This window comes from Shinella sp. M31, from assembly GCF_049199205.1.
In the GTDB taxonomy this organism is placed as follows: Bacteria; Pseudomonadota; Alphaproteobacteria; order Rhizobiales; family Rhizobiaceae; genus Shinella.
The window spans coordinates 83,575-101,791 of record NZ_JBLZPH010000138.1 but is presented as its reverse complement, the minus strand read 5'-3'; the positions used below and the strand labels follow the sequence as shown (position 1 = coordinate 101,791).

The window sequence follows — 18,217 nt, the reverse complement described above, 5'->3', positions numbered from 1 at the left end:
ATGCGGTGATCGACTGGTCGACGGCCGGCTGGCTGGCCTGGAGATCGGAACGGCCGAAGTTGGGGTTTTCAGCGAAAGCGGCACCGGCGGAAAGCGACAGGGCGGCGATGGCGATTGCGAACTTGTTCATGGTCTTAACCTTTCGAATTTGGGAGGATCAGCCGACCGGACCTGCCGGTCGGCGAAGGGCCTGTGAGGCGTCGATTAACGGTTTGCGTAGGGAGCGGCGTCGCCGTAACGGAGAACCGACGTGCTATCCTTGCTGACGGCGCGCTCTGCAGCGTTGCCGGACTTGATCGATGCCGTGGTGGTGTGATCGACGGCGACCTGGCGGGTCTGCGGGAAGTCGTTGGTGCCGAAGTTGGGGTTTTCAGCGAAAGCGGCGCCGGCGGAGAGCGACAGGGCGGCGATGGCGATTGCGAACTTGTTCATGGTCTTACTCTTTCCTATTTGATGGGGAGCGGTCGGCCTTCCGGCGCGCTCCGGGCTTGTTTCTGGCGTTTTGCTCAGCGGCTTGCGTAGGGAGCGCCGTCGCCGTAGCGATTGGCAGCAGGGTCGATGTGATCGACGACGCCGTCGGATGCGGCCGGGCGTGCCATATGCCCAACCGAAGAGGTGACCGTCTGGTCGGTAATTGACTGGCCGGCGTTCGGGCCGGAGGTGAAGACATCGGTGCGTCCTGCATAGGGATTTTCCGCGAAGGCGGATCCGGCCGTAAGGGCGAACAGGGCGGTGGCAACAACGAGCTTCTTCATAATGGTATTTCCTTTTGTTCTTGCGATGCTCTCCAAGAGGTTGCCCCTGAAGACCCCTTTGATATGGACCCTCATTAAATGGTACGCAAGTTTGAGGGCGGTAAACTAATTGTCAATGAAACGTTGACGATCAAAGCGCCGTTTTGAACGGCCTTGCGGCACACGAAAAAGCGCTCCGCCAGCGGGTATCGCCCCGCTCGAACTCTCAGGCTATCTCTTTGTTTTTAATTTATTTTATTCGCCACTGCCCGCCCCAGGAGGCGCGCATTTATCAGTTGTCAATAATTGTGGCACAGGGAGGCCAAGCGGCAATTTCAAGGTTTTGCCGCTCGCGTCCGATCACATCCGTGTGCTTTTTCAGGGGCACCGAAGGCGGGCTTGATGGACGGATGGGTGACAAAAAATGGCGAAAAGGTGGCGAAACGACCCGCCACCCTTTGCAAGCCACACCGGATTCGCGATGCGCAAACCCGGCCCTTTGAAAAAATCGGTCAGGCAGCCCTAAGATAGTGTTCGGCGAGCTCCGTCCAGAAGGCGGCACCGACCGGAAGCAGGTCGTCGTTGAAATTATAGCCGGGGTGATGCAGCGATTTGTCGTTGTCGCCGCTCTTGCCGCCCAGGAAGAAATAGGTGCCGGGGCGTTCCTTCAGCATATAGGCGAAGTCCTCGCTGCCCATGAAGGGCCGCTCGAGGTGGACGACCTTGTCGGCTCCGGCAAAACGGATCGCCAGGTCGCGCACGAGGTCGGTCTCGGCCTTGTGGTTGATGGTGGCGTCATAGAAGCGCTGGTAGTTCACCGTGGCGCTCATGCCGTAGCTCTCGGCCTGCCGTTCGGCGATGAGCCGGATGCGGCGCTCCAGCTCGTCGCGCACGGCAGGATCGAAGGAGCGGATGCCGAGCACGATTTCCGCACGGCTCGGGATGATGTTGCTGGCCGAGCCCGAATGGAACGAGCCGACCGTCACCACCGTGGGATCGAGCGGATGGATATTGCGCGAGACGATGGTCTGCAGCGCCATGACGATGGACGCGCCGCAGACGATCGGATCCAGCGTCTCCTGCGGTTCGGCGCCGTGGCCGCCGACGCCGTTGACCGTGATGCGCGCCTCGTCGACCGCCGCCATGATCGAGCCTTCGCGCAGCGCGAACTGGCCGAAGGGCAGGTTCGGCTCGTTGTGCAGCCCGAAGACTGCATCGCAGGGGAACCGGTCGAACAGCCCCTCCTCCACCATGATTTTGGCGCCGCCGAAGTTTTCCTCGGCCGGCTGGAAGATCAGGTGCACGGTGCCGTCGAAATTGCGCCGTTCGGCAATTGCCTTGGCCGCGCCGAGAAGCATGGTCGTGTGGCCGTCGTGGCCGCAGGCATGCATCTTGCCGGGCGTCTTGCTGGCATAGGGCAGGCCCGTCTCCTCGAAGATCGGCAGGGCATCGATATCGGCGCGGATGCCGATGGACTTGCGGCCGCTGCCGTTCACGAGCGTGGCGACGAGGCCGGTCGTCGCAAGGCCGCGCGTCACTTTATATCCGTAGCTTTCCAGATGGCGGGCGATGACGTCGGAGGTGCGAAACTCCTCGAGGCCGAGTTCGGGATGTTCGTGCAGGTCGCGGCGGATCGCCATCAGTTCGGGCATGGAATTTTGAAGCGACGTATGAATGGACATATCAGGCACCACGTGAAGGGATCTTGCTTTCGAAATAGCGGAAGGCCACGACCAAGACGGCAGTGAGGCAGAGATAGATGAGCGCGAGCAGCAACAGCGGCTCATAGGTGAGATAGGTCGCCTGCCGCACCTTGGAGATGACGGCATAGACGTCGATCACGGTGATCGTCGCGACGAGCGGCGTCGACTTCAGCTGCAGCACGGTTTCGCCGTTCAGCGTCGGCAGCGCACGATAAACGGCGCGCGGCAGCCAGATGCGGCGGAACATGGTGAAGGGGCTCATGCCATAGGCGCGCGCGGCCTCCAGTTCGCCCGGCGGCACGCCGGCAAAGGCGCCGCGCATCACCTCGCCCTCATAGGCTGCGAAGGACAGCGTCAGCGCTGCCACGCCATAGGGCCAGGCCTCGCGCAGATAAGGCCAGAGGAACGAGCTGCGGATGCCGGGAAACTGTGGAAACAGCGAGCCGAGGCCATAATAGAGCAGCCAGAGCTGAAGCAGCAGCGGCGTGCCGCGGATGATGGTGCAAAAGCCCTTGGCCAGCATTTTCAGCGGCCACGGCCCCGTCACCTGCACGAGGCCGATCGGCACCGCAAGAAAGAAGCCGAGGATCGAGGTGGCAAACAGCATCAGCAGCGTCACGCCGACGCCATAGGCCAGCGCACCGGAATATTTCGGCACCCATTCCCAGCGCATGAACCAGATGACACAGAACACGAAGATCGCGGCGATCGCCATCAGCACGATGCGGTGCGGCTTGAAGAAGCTCTGCTTGCTGGGCAGTTCGGTCAGCGCCATCGCCGAAACGGTTTGTTCCGTCATCACGCCGTCCTCGTCATGCCGCGCCGGTAGTGGCGCTCGATGAAGCCGATCAGCACGTTGGAGACGAGCGTGATCATCAGATAGAGCACGCCCGCCGCGCAGAAGAACAGAAGGTAGGCCTTGGTGCTGCCCGCCGCCTGGCGCGTCACCAGCGTCAGCTCGGAGAAGCCGACGACGGCAAGCAGCGCCGTATCCTTCGTGGCGATGAGCCAGAGATTGGAGAGGCCGGGAATGGCGTGCGGCAGCATCGCCGGCAGCGTGATGCGGCGCATGATCTGGGTGGGCGCCATGCCGTAGGCGCGCGCCGCCTCGATCTGCCCCGCCGGCACAGCCTTGATCGCGCCGCGGATGACCTCGGTGGAATAGGCGCCCTGCACGACGCCGATGACGAAGATGCCGGCGGCAAGGCCGCTGATATCGACCGCACCCCAGCCGAATGCAATGGAGATCTGGCTCAGCACATCCGTGCCGGCATAATAAAGAATGAGGATGAGAACGAGTTCCGGCACGGCGCGCACCAGCGTCGTGTAGACTTCGAGCAGATCCTTGGTGACCGGGCCGCCATAAAGCTTGCCCATGGCACCGCCCGTACCGAGGATGAGGCCGAGTCCGTAGCCGCCGACGGCGATCTGGATGGAATTCCACAACCCCGCCAGAAGCACCCCGCCCCAGCCGGGCGGCTCGAGCGCAAGCAGGCTCCAGTTGATCAGCGATCCGGCATCGGCCATGGGGTCTCGCGTCTGTTCGAGGAGAATTGCCGGCGGCACGAGCCGCCGGCATTACAATGCGAGGCCCGATCAGCCGCCGTAGACGTCGAAGTCGAAATACTTCTTCGAGAACGTGTCGTAGGTGCCGTTGGCGCGGATCGCCTTGATGGCGGCGTTGATCTTGTCCTTCAGCTCCGTCTCGCCCTTGCGCAGGCCGACGCCGACGCCGAGGCCGAGGATTTCCGGATCGTCCTTCACGGTGCCCTTCATGTCGCAGCAGGCCGAACCCTGTTCGGTCTTCAGGAAGTCGCCGAGCGCAATCGAGTCCGCCTGCACGGCGTCGATACGGCCGGCGGCCAGGTCGTTGTTGGCCTCATCCTGGGTCTGGTATTCCTTGACCGTCGCACCGGCAGCACCGAAATACTTGTTGGCATAGACCTGGTGGATGGTCGCGACCTGCACGCCGAGCGTCTTGCCTGCAAGGCCTTCCGGCGTGGCGTCGAACTTCGCATCCTTGGCGCCGATGATGCCCGGAGGCGAGTTGTAGTACTTGTCGGAGAAGTCGATCGTCTGCAGGCGTTCCGCCGTGATCGACATGGAGCCGATAATCATGTCGATCTTATTGGTGGTCAGCGCCGGGATGATGCCATCCCAGGCAACGGGCGTAATGACGCAGTCGAGCTTCGCTTCCGCGCAGATCGCCTTCATGAAGTCCACTTCCCAGCCTTCCCAGTTGCCCGAGGCGTCCGGCGAGGTGAAGGGTGGATAGGGCTCGGCGGCAAAACCGACGCGGACCTGCTCGGCCGCGGCACCCGAAATGGCCGAAAGGCCGATCGCGGCGGCAAGGGCGATTGTCTTCAAGGCACTCTTCATGATTTTCCCTCTGTTGGTTTTTTTGCTTCTCAATGGATGGAGCTGATGAACTTCTTCAGCCGCTCCGATTTCGGTGCGCCGAAAATCTCATCCGGCGGGCCCTGCTCCTCGATGACGCCGTTCGCCAGGAACACCACATGGCTCGCCACGTTGCGCGCGAACTTCATCTCGTGCGTGACGAGGATCATGGTGCGCTTTTCCTTGGCGAGGTCGCCGATGACGGTGAGCACTTCGCCCACCAGTTCCGGGTCGAGCGCGGAGGTGGGTTCGTCGAACAGCATGACGTGGGGCTGGATGGCGAGCGCGCGGGCAATCGCCGCACGCTGCTGCTGGCCGCCCGAAAGGAAGGCCGGATAGGCATCGCGCTTCTCGTGCAGACCGACGCGGCGCAGCAGCGTTTCCGCCCGCTCGATCGCCTCGTCCTTCCTGATGCCGAGCACATGCACCGGCGCCTCGATGACGTTTTCGAGGATCGTCATGTGCTGCCACAGATTGAAGCTCTGGAACACCATGCCGAGGCGGGAGCGCAGGCGCTGCACCTGCTTGCGGTCGGCCGGCATCATGCCGCCATGACCGTCTTTCTTCATGGCGATCGTCTCGCCATGGATGGTCACCGTGCCGGCGCTCGGCAGCTCCAGCATGTTGATGCAGCGAAGGAAGGTCGACTTGCCCGAACCCGATCCGCCGATGATGGCGATGACGTCGCCCTCATGCGCGGTGAGCGATACGCCCTTGAGAACCTCGAGCGGTCCGAAGCGCTTGTGCAGTTGCGTGACCGCGATAGCCTCGGCGCGTTCCGTCATCGTGGAGAGGTCTCCAGCGCACGGAAAATCGATGCATGACACATGCCAAATTCCCCTGTTTTCAGCGTTCCCGCGGGCATCTTCGGCCCGTCGTTTCGTCCTGTGAATTGCATCGTGGCACTTGTTAAGAAATTGTTCAAGCGTATAATAGCGTGGTCGCTGACTTTTCTGGCAGCACCAGTCTTCGATCAAAAATTCCTTGGGAGTATTGAATGACCGCCTACGGTTCGCAGGAAATGTCGGCCCCCCTGATGCGCGTTCTGATGCGCCGCCCCGGCGCCAGCCTCTCGTCCGCCGATCCGGCTAAGTGGCATTACGGCCCGACCTTCGACGGCGCGCGCGCCGTGCACCAGTACAAGGCCTTCGCGGAGCTCGTCGAAAAGTCCGGCACCGAGATCATCTGGCTCGAGGACGACGGCGACGGGCTGGCGGACGCCATGTTCACCCATGACCCCTCGCTGATGTCCGACCATGGCGCCATCCTCTTGCGCATGGGCAAGCCGCTGCGTGTCGCCGAGACCGCCCTGCATGAAAAGGCCTATGCCGAGCGCCAGATCCCGATCCTCGGCCGCATCGAGGGCGCCGGCACCGTCGAAGGCGGCGATTGCATCTGGCTCGATGCCAAGACGTTGGTCATCGGCCGCGGCGTGCGCACCAACCAGGAGGGCATCGACCAGATTTCCGCGATCCTCGCGCCGCACGGCGTGACGGTTCTCGCCTACGACCTGCCGCTCTGGCACGGCGAAGAGGCCTGCCTGCACCTGATGAGCGTGATGAGCCCGCTGGCCGACAATCTCGCTCTGGTCTTCGCGCCGCTGCTGCCGGCCGCCTTCTACCAGCTCCTGAAGAAGCGCGGCGTGACGCTGATCGAAGCGCCGGCGGACGAATTCCATGCCAGCAACGGCCTGTCGCTCAACGTGCTGCCGACCCGCCCGCACGAGGTCATCATGGTCGAAGGCTTTCCGGCCACCAAGGCGGCAATGGAAGCGGCCGGCTGCACCGTGCAGACCTTCGAGGCCGATGCGCTGTGCATCGCCTGCGAGGGCGGCCCGACCTGCCTGACGCGGCCGGTGCTGCGCCGGGCGGCTTAAACGGGGGCGCCCAATGGCCCGCCGGACCTTCCATCGCGCCCCCGAGGCCGAACGTCGCCACGATCTGATCGAGGCGACGCTCGATTGTATCGCGGAATACGGGCTCGAAGGCGCGACGGTCCGGCAGATCGCCATCAAGGCAGGCGTCACGGCGGGCCTGATCCGGCACTATTTCCAGTCGAAGGAGCATATCCTTCAGGAGGCCTACCGCGTCGTCATCGCCCGGCTGACGGAGAAGGCCGAGCGGGTGTCGGGCGACGCGGAAACGCGGCTGCGCGACTTCATCGTCATCAACCTGACGGAGCCGGTCGCCAACAGCCGCAGCCTGTCGCTCTGGGCCTCGTTCATCAGCCGGGTCAGCGTCGATCCGGAACTGGCCGCGATCCACCGCGAAGGTTACCTCAGCTTCCGCGACACGCTGGAACACCTGCTTGCCGATTTCCTCGCCGTTCGCGGCGCGGATTCCTCGCCGGAACGCTGCCGCAGGCTGGCGATCGCCATCAACGGCCTGCTCGACGGTCTCTGGCTGGAAGGCTGCCTGGCCGGCGAACTGTTCGGCGATAGCGAACTGGTCGAGATCGCACTGACCTCGATCGAAACCTTGCTTGGATTACGCCTGAGACCGGCCGACACTCCGTCGTCCGGTCGTTAAATCCCCTGGAACATTTCCGTTTCACCGGAAATGTTCCAGGTTTTAGTTTTTACCGCATTATCCGACGCCGAAGCGACACCGTTTCGGCTGGAAATGCTCCAGAAATTTTCAAACACGGAGAATAGCCATGCGCTATGCGTCCATCACAGACCGGCTTCAGAACCTCGGCTCGGAAAAGTGGGCGATCCACGCCGAGGCGCGGCGCATGAAGCAGGAGGGCAAGGCGATCATCGAGCTCACCATCGGCGAACCCGATGTGCCGCCGGATCCTGCCTTGCTGGCTGAGGCCGTGCGCGCCATGCATGCCGGCCGCTACCGCTATTCCAACGGCCGCGGCGAACCCTCCGTCGTCGATGCCGTCGTGCGCAAATACCAGAAGCGCCGCAGCGACGTGACCGCCGAAAACGTGCTGTGTTTCCCCGGCACCCAGACCGCGCTTTTCGCCGTCATGCTCGGCCTCGTCGAGGCGGGCGATGCCGTGCTCGTCGGCGACCCGCTCTATGCCACCTATGAAGGCGTCATCCGGTCGACGGGTGCCGTGCAGGTTCCCGTGCCGCTGCGCCCCGAAAACGGTTTTCACATGAAGGCCGCCGATCTCGAGGCCGCCATCACGCCCGAAAGCCGCGTCCTGCTGCTCAACACGCCGCACAACCCGACCGGCGCCGTTTTGACCGCCCAGGAAATCGCCGAGATCGGTGCCGTCTGCCGCAAACACGATCTCTGGATCGTCTGCGACGAGGTCTACGAACAGCTGGTCTTCGGCGCGACCTTCGCCTCGCCTTTCGACAATGCCGATCTTGCCGAGCGCACCATCGTCGTCTCCTCGATCTCCAAATCCCATGCCGCGCCCGGCTTCCGCAGCGGCTGGACGGTCGGCCCGAAGGAGTTCTGCACGCGCCTGCTTGCCGTCTCCGAGACCATGTTGTTCGGCGGTCAGCCCTTCATCGCCGACATGACGGCCTATGCGCTCGACAATCCGATCTCGACCGCCGCCACCATGCGCCGGACCTACCAGGCCCGCGCCGCCCGCTTTGCCGAGGCGCTATCGCGCGCGCCAGGTGTGACACCGCTTCCGCCGGAAGCCGGCATGTTCATCGTGGTGGATGTCTCTCAGACCGGCATGAGCGGCGAGGATTTCGCCTGGGCGCTTCTGCGCGAAGAAGGGATCGCGGTGATGCCGGGCTCATCCTTCGGTGTGCAGGCGGCAGGCTTCATCCGCCTCAGCCTCACCGTTCCGGATACCCATATCGACGAGGCCTGCCGGCGCATCGCCGCGCTTGCCGCCCGATCCACCCTGCCGAAGGAGCGCCGCGCATGACCACGAAAACCGTAGGCGAAGTCCTCGTCGATCTCTTGGAGGCCAACGGCGTCGAGGTCGTGTTCGGCATTCCCGGCGTCCACACGGTCGAGCTCTACCGTGGCCTCGCCGCCTCGAAGATCCGCCACATCACGCCGCGCCACGAACAGGGCGCCGGCTTCATGGCGGACGGTTATGCCCGCGTCTCCGGCAAGCCGGGCGTCGCGCTCGTTATCACTGGCCCCGGCCTCACCAACACGATTACCGCAATGGCGCAGGCCCGGCAGGATTCCGTGCCGATGCTGGTCATCTCGGGCGTCAACAAGCGCGATTCGCTCGGCCATGGCCGCGGTCTCCTGCATGAACTGCCCGACCAGCAGGGCATGATGAAGACACTGGCGCTCTATTCGCACACGCTGCTCAACCCGGCCGACCTGCCGCTCGTCGTCGAGCGCGCCTTCGCCGTGCTGCTCTCCGGCCGTCCCGGCCCCGTCCATATCGAAATCCCGACGGACGTGATGGCAAAGCAGATCGAGACGGCGAGCTTCCCCGCCGCCGTCGCGACGCGCCCGCGGGCGGACGCCGAAACCCTTCAGCGCGCCGCCATCCTCTGCACGAATGCCTCGCGCCCCGTCATTCTCGCCGGCGGCGGCGCGATCACGGCGGAAGAGGAAGTCCGGGCGCTCGCCGAGCGCATCGGCGCGCCCGTCGTCACCACTGTCAATGCCCGCGGCATGCTGGCCGGCCATCCGCTGTGCGTGCCGGCCAGCCCCAGCATGAAATCCGTGCGCCGCATGCTGTCGGATGCCGATCTCGTCGTCGCCTTCGGCACGGAATTCGGCCCGACCGACTATGACATCAATGTCGACGGCGGCTTCCCGCGGCTGCGCTCGCTGATCCGCATCGATATCGACGCCGCCCAGCTTGCCCGCGCGCCGCAATCGGGCCTGTCGATCTTCTCCAGCGCCAAGACCGCCGCCGCCGGCATGCTCGGCTTCCTCGAAGGCCACAAGGTCATCAGCAACGGTGCCGCTCGCGCCGAGACGGCGCGCAAAGGCGCCTGGAACGAGCTGACACCGAAGATGCAGGCGGAAGTCGGCGTCATCGACGCGATCTACCGCACGCTGCCCAAGGCGATCATCGTCGGAGACTCGACCCAGGCGGTCTATGCCGGCAACTATTATTGCGCGGCCCCTCGCCCGCGCAGCTGGTTCAACGCCGCGACCGGCTACGGCGCACTCGGCTTCGCGCCGCCGGCCGCCATCGGCGCGGCGCTCGCCGAACCCGACGCGCCGATCGTCTGCCTCGTCGGCGACGGCGGCCTGCAATTCTCGCTGTCGGAAATCGGCTCGGCCGCCGATGCCGGCGCCCGCGTGATCTTCCTCGTCTGGAACAATGACGGCTACCAGGAGATCGAGAACTACATGGTGGATGCCGGCATCACGCCGGAGGGCGTCAAGCCGTCCGCGCCGGACTTCATCGCCATCGGCAAGGCGTACGGCGTGCCCTCCGAGCCCATCGCCGACGTCAGGGACCTGCCGGCAGCACTGGAGCGGGCCGCGGGTCGCAACGGGCCGAGCCTTCTGGAAATCCACCAGACGAAAACCAGGGGTGCGACCGCCTAACCGGCCGCATACAATTCCTGCGGGTTTTCGTCGCTACAACCTGTGGCGGCCGGCTCTTTGCAAATCGTCGTTTATTTGTCATGGATGCCCGGCCGTTGCCTTATCCTGCGCTGACGGTCAAAAACGGACCGGGTAGAGGGTTGACGGAACAGCAGATATTCCCAGGGCCGGCTTACGAAAAGCCGTCCGCCGGCATTCGCCCCCCCAATCCCACGCTTCTACGGCGCGCGCTCGACTGGGTGCCGCTCCATGACCTCATGGCCGCCCATGTCGGTTTTTCCGGACGATTCGATCGCGCGATAAAGCGCCTCGGTGAAGAGGGTGGCCATGCCTTGCCTGCCGCACAGGCGCATTTCCATTTCTTCGATGCCCTTCTCTTTTCCGTCGATCCCAAGGCCATCACGACGCGCCTGCTCGATTATGTCATGGACAACGGTCATATCCGCTGGATCGGCACACATTTCCTCGATGGAGGCGACTGGCGCCCCATTCTTGCTCCAGTAAGCAAATCATACTCCCATGCGGAGATCGTCGAGCTTTGCAAGTACCGGAGAAACTTCCAGGAAGGGCCGCGCTACAAACGATATGCCGAACGGATCGCCAAGGGAGAAACGGTCCACCGCAACCGCATAGCACTCGACACGGCCGACAAGCTCGACGGCTATTTTGAATACTATCTCGCCCTGATCTCCGATATCGAAAAGAACGGCATCGTGCCGCATTCCGATCTCGGCCTGCGCGGCCAGACCGGCCGTCGGCACCGCTGGACACGCACATTCTGGCAGGATTTCGCAGAACGCGACATCGGTGTTGCGATCGATGCGGATGGCCGGCTCGTGCGCCACACCAACGGTAAGCACCGCATGGCGGTGGCGCTCGCACTCGGTCTGCCGCGTATTCCCGTCGAAATCCGCATGGTGCACGCGCGCTGGCTGCAGCGCCAATCCGAGACGCTCGGCCTGTCACCAAAGGATGCGCTTCTGGCAACACTGGAAGACGCCCGCGCCAACGGCTGGCCGGCAACGTAAAAGGCCCGGCGGAAACCGGGCCTTTCTTGAAAATCTTGGCGCACCAGCCTCAGACGGCCGGGCGGCTCTTCAGGAGGTCGCGGATTTCCGTCAGCAGCTGGACGTCTTCCGGCGGCGGCGCAGGCTCGGCGGCACCGGCTTCCTTTTCCCTCTCCAGCGACGCGCGCATGCGGTTCACGCCCTTGATCATCAGGAAGATGATCCAGGCGAGGATGAGGAAGTTGATGAAAACGGTGATGAAATTGCCGTAGGCGAAAACGGCGCCCTGTTCACGGGCCGCGGCCAGCGACGTTGCCGTCACATTGCTCGACAGCGCGATGAAATAGTTGGAAAAGTCGAAACCGCCCCCGGTCAGCGCACCGACGATCGGCATGACGAGATCGTTGACGATGGATTCGACGATCTTGTTGAAGGCTGCACCGATGATGACACCCACCGCAAGGTCCATGACATTGCCGCGGGCGATGAACGCCTTGAACTCGTTGAGCATAAGCCCCTCCTTTTGCTGCGACGCGAAAGCAAACTAGTGCAGTTTTTCGCGGGAGGAAACTGCACTCCGTCAATATTGAGCGGTTTATCCGCGACGTCTTTCCATCTCAGACCTTCGGCGCAATTTCCTTCGTGCCCGCTTTGCCCTATTCTACCTGCAAAGGCCGATGGACTGCGGGAGGAAGCATGCCGGGCTCGCTGATATTCGCGCTCGCGCTCGCCTATCTCCTGCTGCTCTTTGCAGTGGCAAGTTACGGCGACCGCAAGGCCCAGCGGTCCGAGCGCGCCTCGAAGGGCCGCCCGCTCGTCTATGCGCTGAGCCTTGCGATCTACTGCACCTCCTGGACCTATTTCGGCGGCGTTGGGCTGGCCACCACCCATGGCCTGGAATTCGCCGGCATCTATATCGGCCCGATCCTGATGTTCACGCTCGGCATGCCGCTGATCCGCCGCATCGTGACGCTCGCCAAATCCGAACGCCTCACCTCGATTGCCGATTTCGTCGCCGCCCGCTACGGCAAGAATCCCGGTGTCGCCGCCGTCGTCGCGCTCATCTCGCTGATCGGCTACATCCCCTATATCGCGCTCCAGCTGAAAGCCGTGTCGAGTTCGGTCTCGGCCATGGTCGATACGACCGGCTTCGGCATCGCCGCCTCCGGCGGGCTCATCGACCTGCCGCTGGTCGTCACGCTCTTCCTCGCGTGCTTCGCCATCGTCTTCGGCACGCGCCACACGGATGCGACCGAGCACCAGGACGGTCTGATCCTGGCGATCTCGATGGAATCGCTGGTCAAGCTCATTGCCATCGCCTCCGTCGGCCTCTACGTGCTCTATGTCATGTTCGACGGGCCGGGCGATCTCTGGCGGCAGGCCGCGCAGAACGAGCGCGTCATGCAGGCGCTAACCTATGAGACGCCGGTGGCGCGCTGGGTGCTGCTCATCGTGCTCTCCGCCTTCGCCATCATCATGCTGCCGCGCCAGTTCCATGTGACGGTCGTGGAAAACCGCACGGCCGGCGAATTGCGCACCGCCGGCGTCCTCTTCCCGCTCTACCTCGTCGCCATCAACATCTTCGTCCTGCCCGTCGCGATCGGCGGCGTCATGACCTTCAACGGCGCGGGCGACGGCGATCTCTATGTGCTGACGCTGCCCTTCGCGCTCGACCAGCCGGTGCTGACGCTGATCGCCTTCGTCGGCGGCTTTTCCGCCGCCACCGCCATGGTCATCGTCGCCTCGGTGGCACTCTCCATCATGGTGTCGAACGACATCGTCATTCCCGTCGTGCTCCGGCGAAACCTCATCGGCGGCGTCGAGCAGCAGGACGACCTGTCGCGCATGCTGCTCATCATCCGCAGGCTGGCGATCTTCTTCGTGCTGCTGCTCGGCTATGCCTACTACCGCGCCGCCACCGCCAATGCCGGCCTCGCCTCGATGGGCCTGCTCGCCTTTGCCGCCGTGGCGCAGGTCGCGCCGACTATGCTCGGCGGGCTGTTCTGGCGCAATGCCAATGCGCGCGGCGCCATGGCCGGCATGATCTGCGGCCTCGTCGTCTGGGCCTACCTTCTGTTCCTGCCGAGCATCGGGGTGGCCGACAATGCCTATGTCGCCGAAACCATTCTCGGCTTCCTCTTCCCCGGTTCCACCGTCTTCACCGGTGCCAATGCCGATCCGCTGGTCAACGCCACGCTGGTCGCGATGATGGTCAATATCGGCGCCTATGTCATCGGTTCGCTGACGCGCAACCCGACCTCGCTGGAGCGCCTGCAGGCCGGCACCTTCATCCGCTCCAAGCCGCGCCTCGAGCGCGCCTTCCGCGGACGCCGCACGAAGGTCACCGTGCGCGACCTCAAGACCACCATCGCCAAATATCTCGGCGAGGAGCGCATGCAGCGCTCGTTCCACACCTATGAGCGGCAGGTCGGCCGCTGGCTGGAGGACAATGCGCCGGCCGATGCCGCCATCGTGCATTTCTCCGAACAGCTGCTCGGCAGCGCCATCGGCTCCTCCTCCGCCCGCCTCGTGCTGTCGCTGGTGCTCCAGCGCATCGACGACACGCCGACCGACACCGACTGGCTGCTCGACCAGGCCAGCGAGGCGCTGCAATACAATCAGGACATGCTGCAAACCGCGCTCGGCCAGATGGACCAGGGCATCGCCGTTTTCGACAGCGCCGGCAATCTCACCGTCTGGAACCGCCGCTTCCGCCAGCTGCTCGACCTGCCGGAATATGTCGGCCAGGTCGGTTTCCCGCTGTCCGACATCGTGGAAATCCTTGCCGAGCGCGGCGATATCGCGGAGGACGAGCGCGCGGCCACCATCACCCGCACCATGACCTATGACGAGCCCTTCGCGCTGGTTCTGGCCGGCGGCGAGCGCATCGTGGAAGTGCGCACCAATGCCATGCCGGAAAAGGGTTTCGTCTCGACCTATACCGACATCACCGACCGTGTCGCCGCCGACCGCGCGCTGAAACAGGTCAACGAAACGCTGGAGCATCGGGTTGCCGAGCGCACCGCCGAACTGACCCGCGTCAACACCGAGCTTGCCGAAGCGCGCGCCGCCGCCGAAGAGGCCAATATCGGCAAGACCCGCTTCTTCGCGGCTGCCGGCCACGACATTCTCCAGCCGCTCAATGCCGCCCGCCTCTACTCCTCCTCACTGGTCGAGCGACTCGGCGAGACAGAAAACCGCGAGATGATCCACAACATCGATTCCTCGCTGGAATCGGTGGAAGCGATCCTCGGCGCCGTGCTCGATATTTCCCGGCTCGATACCGGTGCGATGAAGCCGCGCGTGCAGACAGTGGCGCTGAAGGACCTGCTGAAGCGCATCGAGACCGACTTCGCGCCGATGGCGCGGGCGAAGAACCTCAAGCTGACCGTGCTTTCCAGCTCGCTCGCCATCCGCACCGACCCGAACCTCTTGCGCCGCGTCGTGCAGAACCTCGTGTCGAATGCCATCAAATACACCCAGTCCGGCAAGGTGCTGGTCGGCGTGCGCCGCAAGGGCGGGCACGCCGTCATCCAGGTGCTCGATTCCGGCATCGGCATTCCCGCCTCGAAATTCCGCACGGTCTTCAAGGAATTCGCCCGGCTCGACGAGGGCGCGAAGACTGCGCCGGGGCTGGGCCTCGGCCTTTCCATCGTCGATCGCATTTCGCGCGTGCTGTCGCATCCCGTGGAGCTGCAATCGACACCCGGCCGCGGCACCAGTTTCAAGGTGCGCGTACCGGTCGACGCCGCCGCCAGCCGCCACATTGCCGACAAGCCGGCCGCGACGCCCGTCAGCGACGAGCCGCTCAAGGGCCTGCGCGTGCTCTGCATCGACAACGAGCCGAAAATCCTCGACGGTATGCGCCTGCTGCTGTCCGGCTGGGGCTGCACGGTGACGCTCGCCGAATCAGTCGCGGCCGTGGAAGCCCTGGTCGCCGCCGGCCCGCCGGCCGTGGACGCCGTGATCGCCGACTACCATCTCGACGACGGCACCGGCATTGCCGCGATCGGAAAACTCCGCGCTGCGCTCGCCCGCGAGATCCCCGCCCTCCTCGTCACCGCCGACCGCACGCCGGAGGTCCGCGCCGAGGCGGAGCGGGACACTATTCTCGTGCAGAACAAACCGGTGCGCCCGGCCTCCATGCGCGCTTGGCTGACCCAATTTTCCGCCTTGCAGCGGGAGGCGGCAGAATAGGTTCAGGCCGCCGCCTGCGCCGCGCCGATCTTGCCGAGCTGGATGACCGCCTGGGTGCGGCTGTCGACATTGAGCTTCAGCAGGATTGCCGAGACATGCGCCTTGATGGTCGCCTCGGAGACGCCGAGTTCGTAGGCGATCTGCTTGTTGAGCAGGCCTTCGGCCAGCATGGCGAGCACGCGCGATTGCTGCGGGGTGAGCGTGCGCAGCCGCGCGATGAGATCGGCTACCTCGCTGTCCTGCTCGGGCCCGCGCACATAGCCGCCGGGCGTATAGATATTGCCGGCCAGCACCGAAGCGATGCCTTCGCGGATGTCCTCGATGGAGGCCGATTTGGAGATGAAGCCGGAGGCGCCGAGATCGAGCGCGCGGCGAATGGTGACGGGATCGTCGCTGGCCGAGACGATGACGACCGGCAGGCTCTGGAATTCGGCGCGCAGCGAGATGAGCCCGGAAAGGCCGCTGACGCCGGGCATGGCGAGATCGAGCAGCAGCAGGTCGGCATTGGGGTTCGCCTCGGCGGCCTTGCGCGCCGCCTCGAAATCGCCGGCCTCGACGATATCGGGATTGCCGTCCATGCCCGTCAGCGCCTGTTTCAAGGCGCCGCGAAACAGCGGATGGTCGTCCGCGATGATGATCGTGAGTGCCGATGCCATGCGCTCCCTCCCAAGAGTAAATGGCCCAAGAGTAGATGGACCGATGACGGAGGCGGCGCGGGCGCAGGCTCTCCGTCAGGTCTTCTGCGGGTCCGCGCCTTTCTCGGGAACGGCTTTCTCCTCTCCGTCCTCGAGATTTTTCACGATGCCCATGAACCTCTGCATCATCTTTTCCATGACGGTCATGGTCCGGTCAATCTCTTCATCCGTCGGCAGCGACGGTTTTGCATCCGTAAGCGCCGTTGCGCCGCCCTTTTCCAGCGCTTCCACGCGTCTGGTGAGCAGGTCGAGCTCCTTCTCGAAGGCCGCGCGCTCGTCGGCCGCCATGCGGCAGACGATCTGGCCGTCCTTTTCGCGGCAGAGCGAGACATCGCCCGAGGTCGTGTCGAGGCGGATGAAGCCGGTCTCGGTCTTTTCCATGCGGTAGCGCCCCTCGCCGTCCGCATGGGCGGAGCCTGCGAGGACGAAAGCGGCGAAGGTCAGGGGCAGAGCAGAGATTCGCATGCAAAATCCTCCAGAAGCCGTGGACAACAGCCGTTCTTTGCGGCAAGCGCTACCGTAGAACACGGCAGGCAAGGGAGAACGGACGCGATGGCCAAGACAATCTACAAGATCGTTCCGGCAAGTCTGTGGCAAAATGCCAAGGCGGCCGGGATTTTCGAGGGCGCCGCCATCGACCTGACCGACGGCTACATCCACTTCTCCACCGCCCCCCAGGCGAAGGAAACCGCCGCCCGCCATTTCGCCGGCCAGACGGACCTGCTCATCATCGCCGTGGATGGCGATGCGCTCGGCGAAAAGCTGGTCTTCGAGCCCTCGCGCGGCGGCGATCTCTTCCCCCACCTCTATGCCGCCCTGCCGCTATCCGCCGTGCTCTGGGAAAAACCCTTGCCGCTCGGCGCCGGCGGCACTCACCAGTTTCCGGAGATGCTGTGATGTCCCTGCTTTCGACGCTTGGCCGCAAGGGCCTCTTCCTCTTCGATCCGGAAACCGCGCACGGCCTCTCCATCGCGGCGCTGAAAACCGGCATCGTGCCCGCCTGCCCCGCCAAGGCTGATCCGCGGCTCGCCCAGACCATCGCCGGCCTGACCTTCCCCAACCCGATCGGCCTTGCCGCCGGCTACGACAAGAATGCCGAGGTGCCGGAGGCAATGCTGCGCCTCGGCTTCGGCTTCACCGAAATCGGCACCGTGACGCCGCGCGCACAGGCGGGAAACCCCAAGCCGCGCATCTTCCGCCTCGTGGAAGACGAAGCCGTCATCAACCGCCTCGGCTTCAACAATGAAGGCCATGCCGCAGCGCTGGAACGGCTCAAGGCCTGTCGCCGCGATGCGCTGATCGGCGTCAATATCGGCGCCAACAAGGACAGCGAAGACCGCATTGCGGACTATGTCGCCGGCATCCGCACCTTCTATGACGTGGCGCGCTATTTCACCGCCAATATCTCCTCGCCCAACACGCCGGGCCTGCGCGACCTGCAGGCGAAGGAAAGCCTGCATGCGCTGCTTTCCGCCGTGCTCGCCGCCCGCGCCGAAGAGGCGACGCGCAGCGGCTGGCAGGTACCGGTCTTCCTGAAGATCGCGCCCGATCTCACCGAGGAAGGCCTCGACGACATCGCCGAGGTGGCGCTTGCCCATCCGCTCGACGGCCTCATTGTCTCCAACACGACCCTGTCGCGCGCCGGCCTGCGCAATCTTACACATGCCGGTGAGGCTGGCGGCCTCTCGGGCAAGCCGCTCTTCGAAAAATCGACCGTAGTGCTGGCCAAGATGCGCAGGCGCGTCGGAGAAGCCCTGCCGATCATCGGCGTCGGCGGCGTCTCCTCGGCGGAGACGGCGGCGGAGAAGATCCGCGCCGGCGCCAACCTCGTGCAGCTCTATTCCTGCATGGTCTATGCCGGCCCGACCCTGCCGGGCGAGATCGTCAGCGGCCTCTCGCGAATTTGTGATCGCGAGCAGATCGCCTCGATTTCAATGCTTTGCGGCACCCGCAGCGATCATTGGGCCAATCGCCCCCTCTGATCGTCACAGGGGAACCAAAGTCCCCCCGCAGGGTTTAGTTCCAGCGGGTGGA

18 protein-coding genes are annotated in these 18,217 nt (G+C 64.3%); 8 read left to right on the top strand and 10 right to left on the bottom strand.

The window, feature by feature from the left end; genetic code table 11:
* Positions 1-204: 204 nt before the first annotated feature.
* From ACOZKU_RS22170 to ACOZKU_RS22140, 7 genes are all read right to left on the bottom strand, one after another.
* A complete protein-coding gene (locus tag ACOZKU_RS22170) occupies positions 205-432 on the bottom strand; it encodes a hypothetical protein (RefSeq protein ID WP_314090041.1) in 228 nt (75 codons plus the stop codon).
* A 74-nt stretch (positions 433-506) separates the two neighbouring features.
* Positions 507-755 carry a hypothetical protein gene (locus tag ACOZKU_RS22165; RefSeq protein ID WP_314090043.1) on the bottom strand — a complete coding sequence of 83 codons (249 nt, stop codon included), beginning with the start codon at positions 753-755 and terminating at the stop codon, positions 507-509.
* A 491-nt stretch (positions 756-1,246) separates the two neighbouring features.
* A complete protein-coding gene (locus tag ACOZKU_RS22160) occupies positions 1,247-2,416 on the bottom strand; it encodes a M20 aminoacylase family protein (RefSeq protein WP_421580705.1) in 1,170 nt (389 codons plus the stop codon).
* A 1-nt stretch (position 2,417) separates the two neighbouring features.
* On the bottom strand, positions 2,418-3,236 hold the full coding sequence (locus tag ACOZKU_RS22155) for an ABC transporter permease (RefSeq protein WP_421580704.1): 819 nt from the start codon (positions 3,234-3,236) through the stop codon (positions 2,418-2,420).
* Positions 3,236-3,964 carry an ABC transporter permease gene (locus ACOZKU_RS22150; protein ID WP_421580703.1) on the bottom strand — a complete coding sequence of 243 codons (729 nt, stop codon included), beginning with the start codon at positions 3,962-3,964 and terminating at the stop codon, positions 3,236-3,238. The genes ACOZKU_RS22155 and ACOZKU_RS22150 overlap by 1 nt, the downstream gene beginning before the upstream one ends.
* Before the next feature lie 69 nt (positions 3,965-4,033).
* Positions 4,034-4,816: a transporter substrate-binding domain-containing protein gene (locus ACOZKU_RS22145; RefSeq protein WP_314090051.1), complete on the bottom strand. Its 783-nt coding sequence runs from the start codon at positions 4,814-4,816 to the stop codon at positions 4,034-4,036.
* Between the two features lie 29 nt (positions 4,817-4,845).
* A complete protein-coding gene (locus ACOZKU_RS22140; RefSeq protein ID WP_421580702.1) occupies positions 4,846-5,619 on the bottom strand; it encodes an ABC transporter ATP-binding protein in 774 nt (257 codons plus the stop codon).
* A 212-nt stretch (positions 5,620-5,831) separates the two neighbouring features.
* On the opposite strand from ACOZKU_RS22140, the gene ACOZKU_RS22135 reads away from it, so the two are divergent.
* The 5 genes from ACOZKU_RS22135 (at position 5,832) to ACOZKU_RS22115 (ending at position 11,312) form a co-directional block, all read left to right on the top strand.
* On the top strand, positions 5,832-6,710 hold the full coding sequence (locus ACOZKU_RS22135) for a dimethylarginine dimethylaminohydrolase family protein (protein ID WP_421580701.1): 879 nt from the start codon (positions 5,832-5,834) through the stop codon (positions 6,708-6,710).
* Between the two features lie 13 nt (positions 6,711-6,723).
* Positions 6,724-7,362, top strand: a complete 639-nt coding sequence (locus ACOZKU_RS22130; RefSeq protein WP_314090057.1) for a TetR family transcriptional regulator C-terminal domain-containing protein — start codon at positions 6,724-6,726, stop codon at positions 7,360-7,362.
* Between the two features lie 127 nt (positions 7,363-7,489).
* Entirely contained in the window at positions 7,490-8,680 is a 1,191-nt protein-coding gene (locus ACOZKU_RS22125; protein ID WP_421580700.1) for a pyridoxal phosphate-dependent aminotransferase, read from the top strand.
* Entirely contained in the window at positions 8,677-10,284 is a 1,608-nt protein-coding gene (locus tag ACOZKU_RS22120; protein WP_421580699.1) for a 5-guanidino-2-oxopentanoate decarboxylase, read from the top strand. Before ACOZKU_RS22125 ends, ACOZKU_RS22120 begins: the two co-directional genes overlap by 4 nt.
* Before the next feature lie 332 nt (positions 10,285-10,616).
* The gene (locus ACOZKU_RS22115) at positions 10,617-11,312 is read left to right on the top strand and encodes a hypothetical protein (RefSeq protein WP_421580698.1); all 696 of its coding nucleotides are present in this window, start codon (positions 10,617-10,619) and stop codon (positions 11,310-11,312) included.
* A gap of 49 nt (positions 11,313-11,361) precedes the next feature.
* Here ACOZKU_RS22115 and mscL read toward each other — a convergent pair whose 3' ends face one another.
* Positions 11,362-11,802, bottom strand: coding sequence for a large conductance mechanosensitive channel protein MscL (gene mscL, locus ACOZKU_RS22110; protein ID WP_421580697.1), 441 nt, complete (start codon positions 11,800-11,802; stop codon positions 11,362-11,364).
* A gap of 185 nt (positions 11,803-11,987) precedes the next feature.
* Between mscL and ACOZKU_RS22105 the strand changes: the two genes are divergently transcribed.
* Positions 11,988-15,488 (top strand): PAS domain-containing hybrid sensor histidine kinase/response regulator, encoded by a 3,501-nt coding sequence (locus ACOZKU_RS22105; protein ID WP_421580696.1) that lies wholly within the window; start codon positions 11,988-11,990, stop codon positions 15,486-15,488.
* A gap of 2 nt (positions 15,489-15,490) precedes the next feature.
* On the opposite strand, the gene ACOZKU_RS22100 is transcribed toward ACOZKU_RS22105, so the two are convergent.
* A complete protein-coding gene (locus tag ACOZKU_RS22100; protein WP_421580695.1) occupies positions 15,491-16,144 on the bottom strand; it encodes a response regulator in 654 nt (217 codons plus the stop codon).
* A 75-nt stretch (positions 16,145-16,219) separates the two neighbouring features.
* The gene (locus ACOZKU_RS22095) at positions 16,220-16,648 is read right to left on the bottom strand and encodes a hypothetical protein (RefSeq protein WP_421580694.1); all 429 of its coding nucleotides are present in this window, start codon (positions 16,646-16,648) and stop codon (positions 16,220-16,222) included.
* An 87-nt stretch (positions 16,649-16,735) separates the two neighbouring features.
* Between ACOZKU_RS22095 and ACOZKU_RS22090 the strand changes: the two genes are divergently transcribed.
* Together ACOZKU_RS22090 and ACOZKU_RS22085 are read left to right on the top strand one after the other, a co-directional pair.
* Positions 16,736-17,080 carry a DUF952 domain-containing protein gene (locus ACOZKU_RS22090; RefSeq protein ID WP_421580693.1) on the top strand — a complete coding sequence of 115 codons (345 nt, stop codon included), beginning with the start codon at positions 16,736-16,738 and terminating at the stop codon, positions 17,078-17,080.
* Positions 17,080-18,165, top strand: coding sequence for a quinone-dependent dihydroorotate dehydrogenase (locus tag ACOZKU_RS22085; RefSeq protein WP_421580692.1), 1,086 nt, complete (start codon positions 17,080-17,082; stop codon positions 18,163-18,165). The genes ACOZKU_RS22090 and ACOZKU_RS22085 overlap by 1 nt, the downstream gene beginning before the upstream one ends.
* The last annotated feature ends 52 nt before the right edge of the window (positions 18,166-18,217 follow it).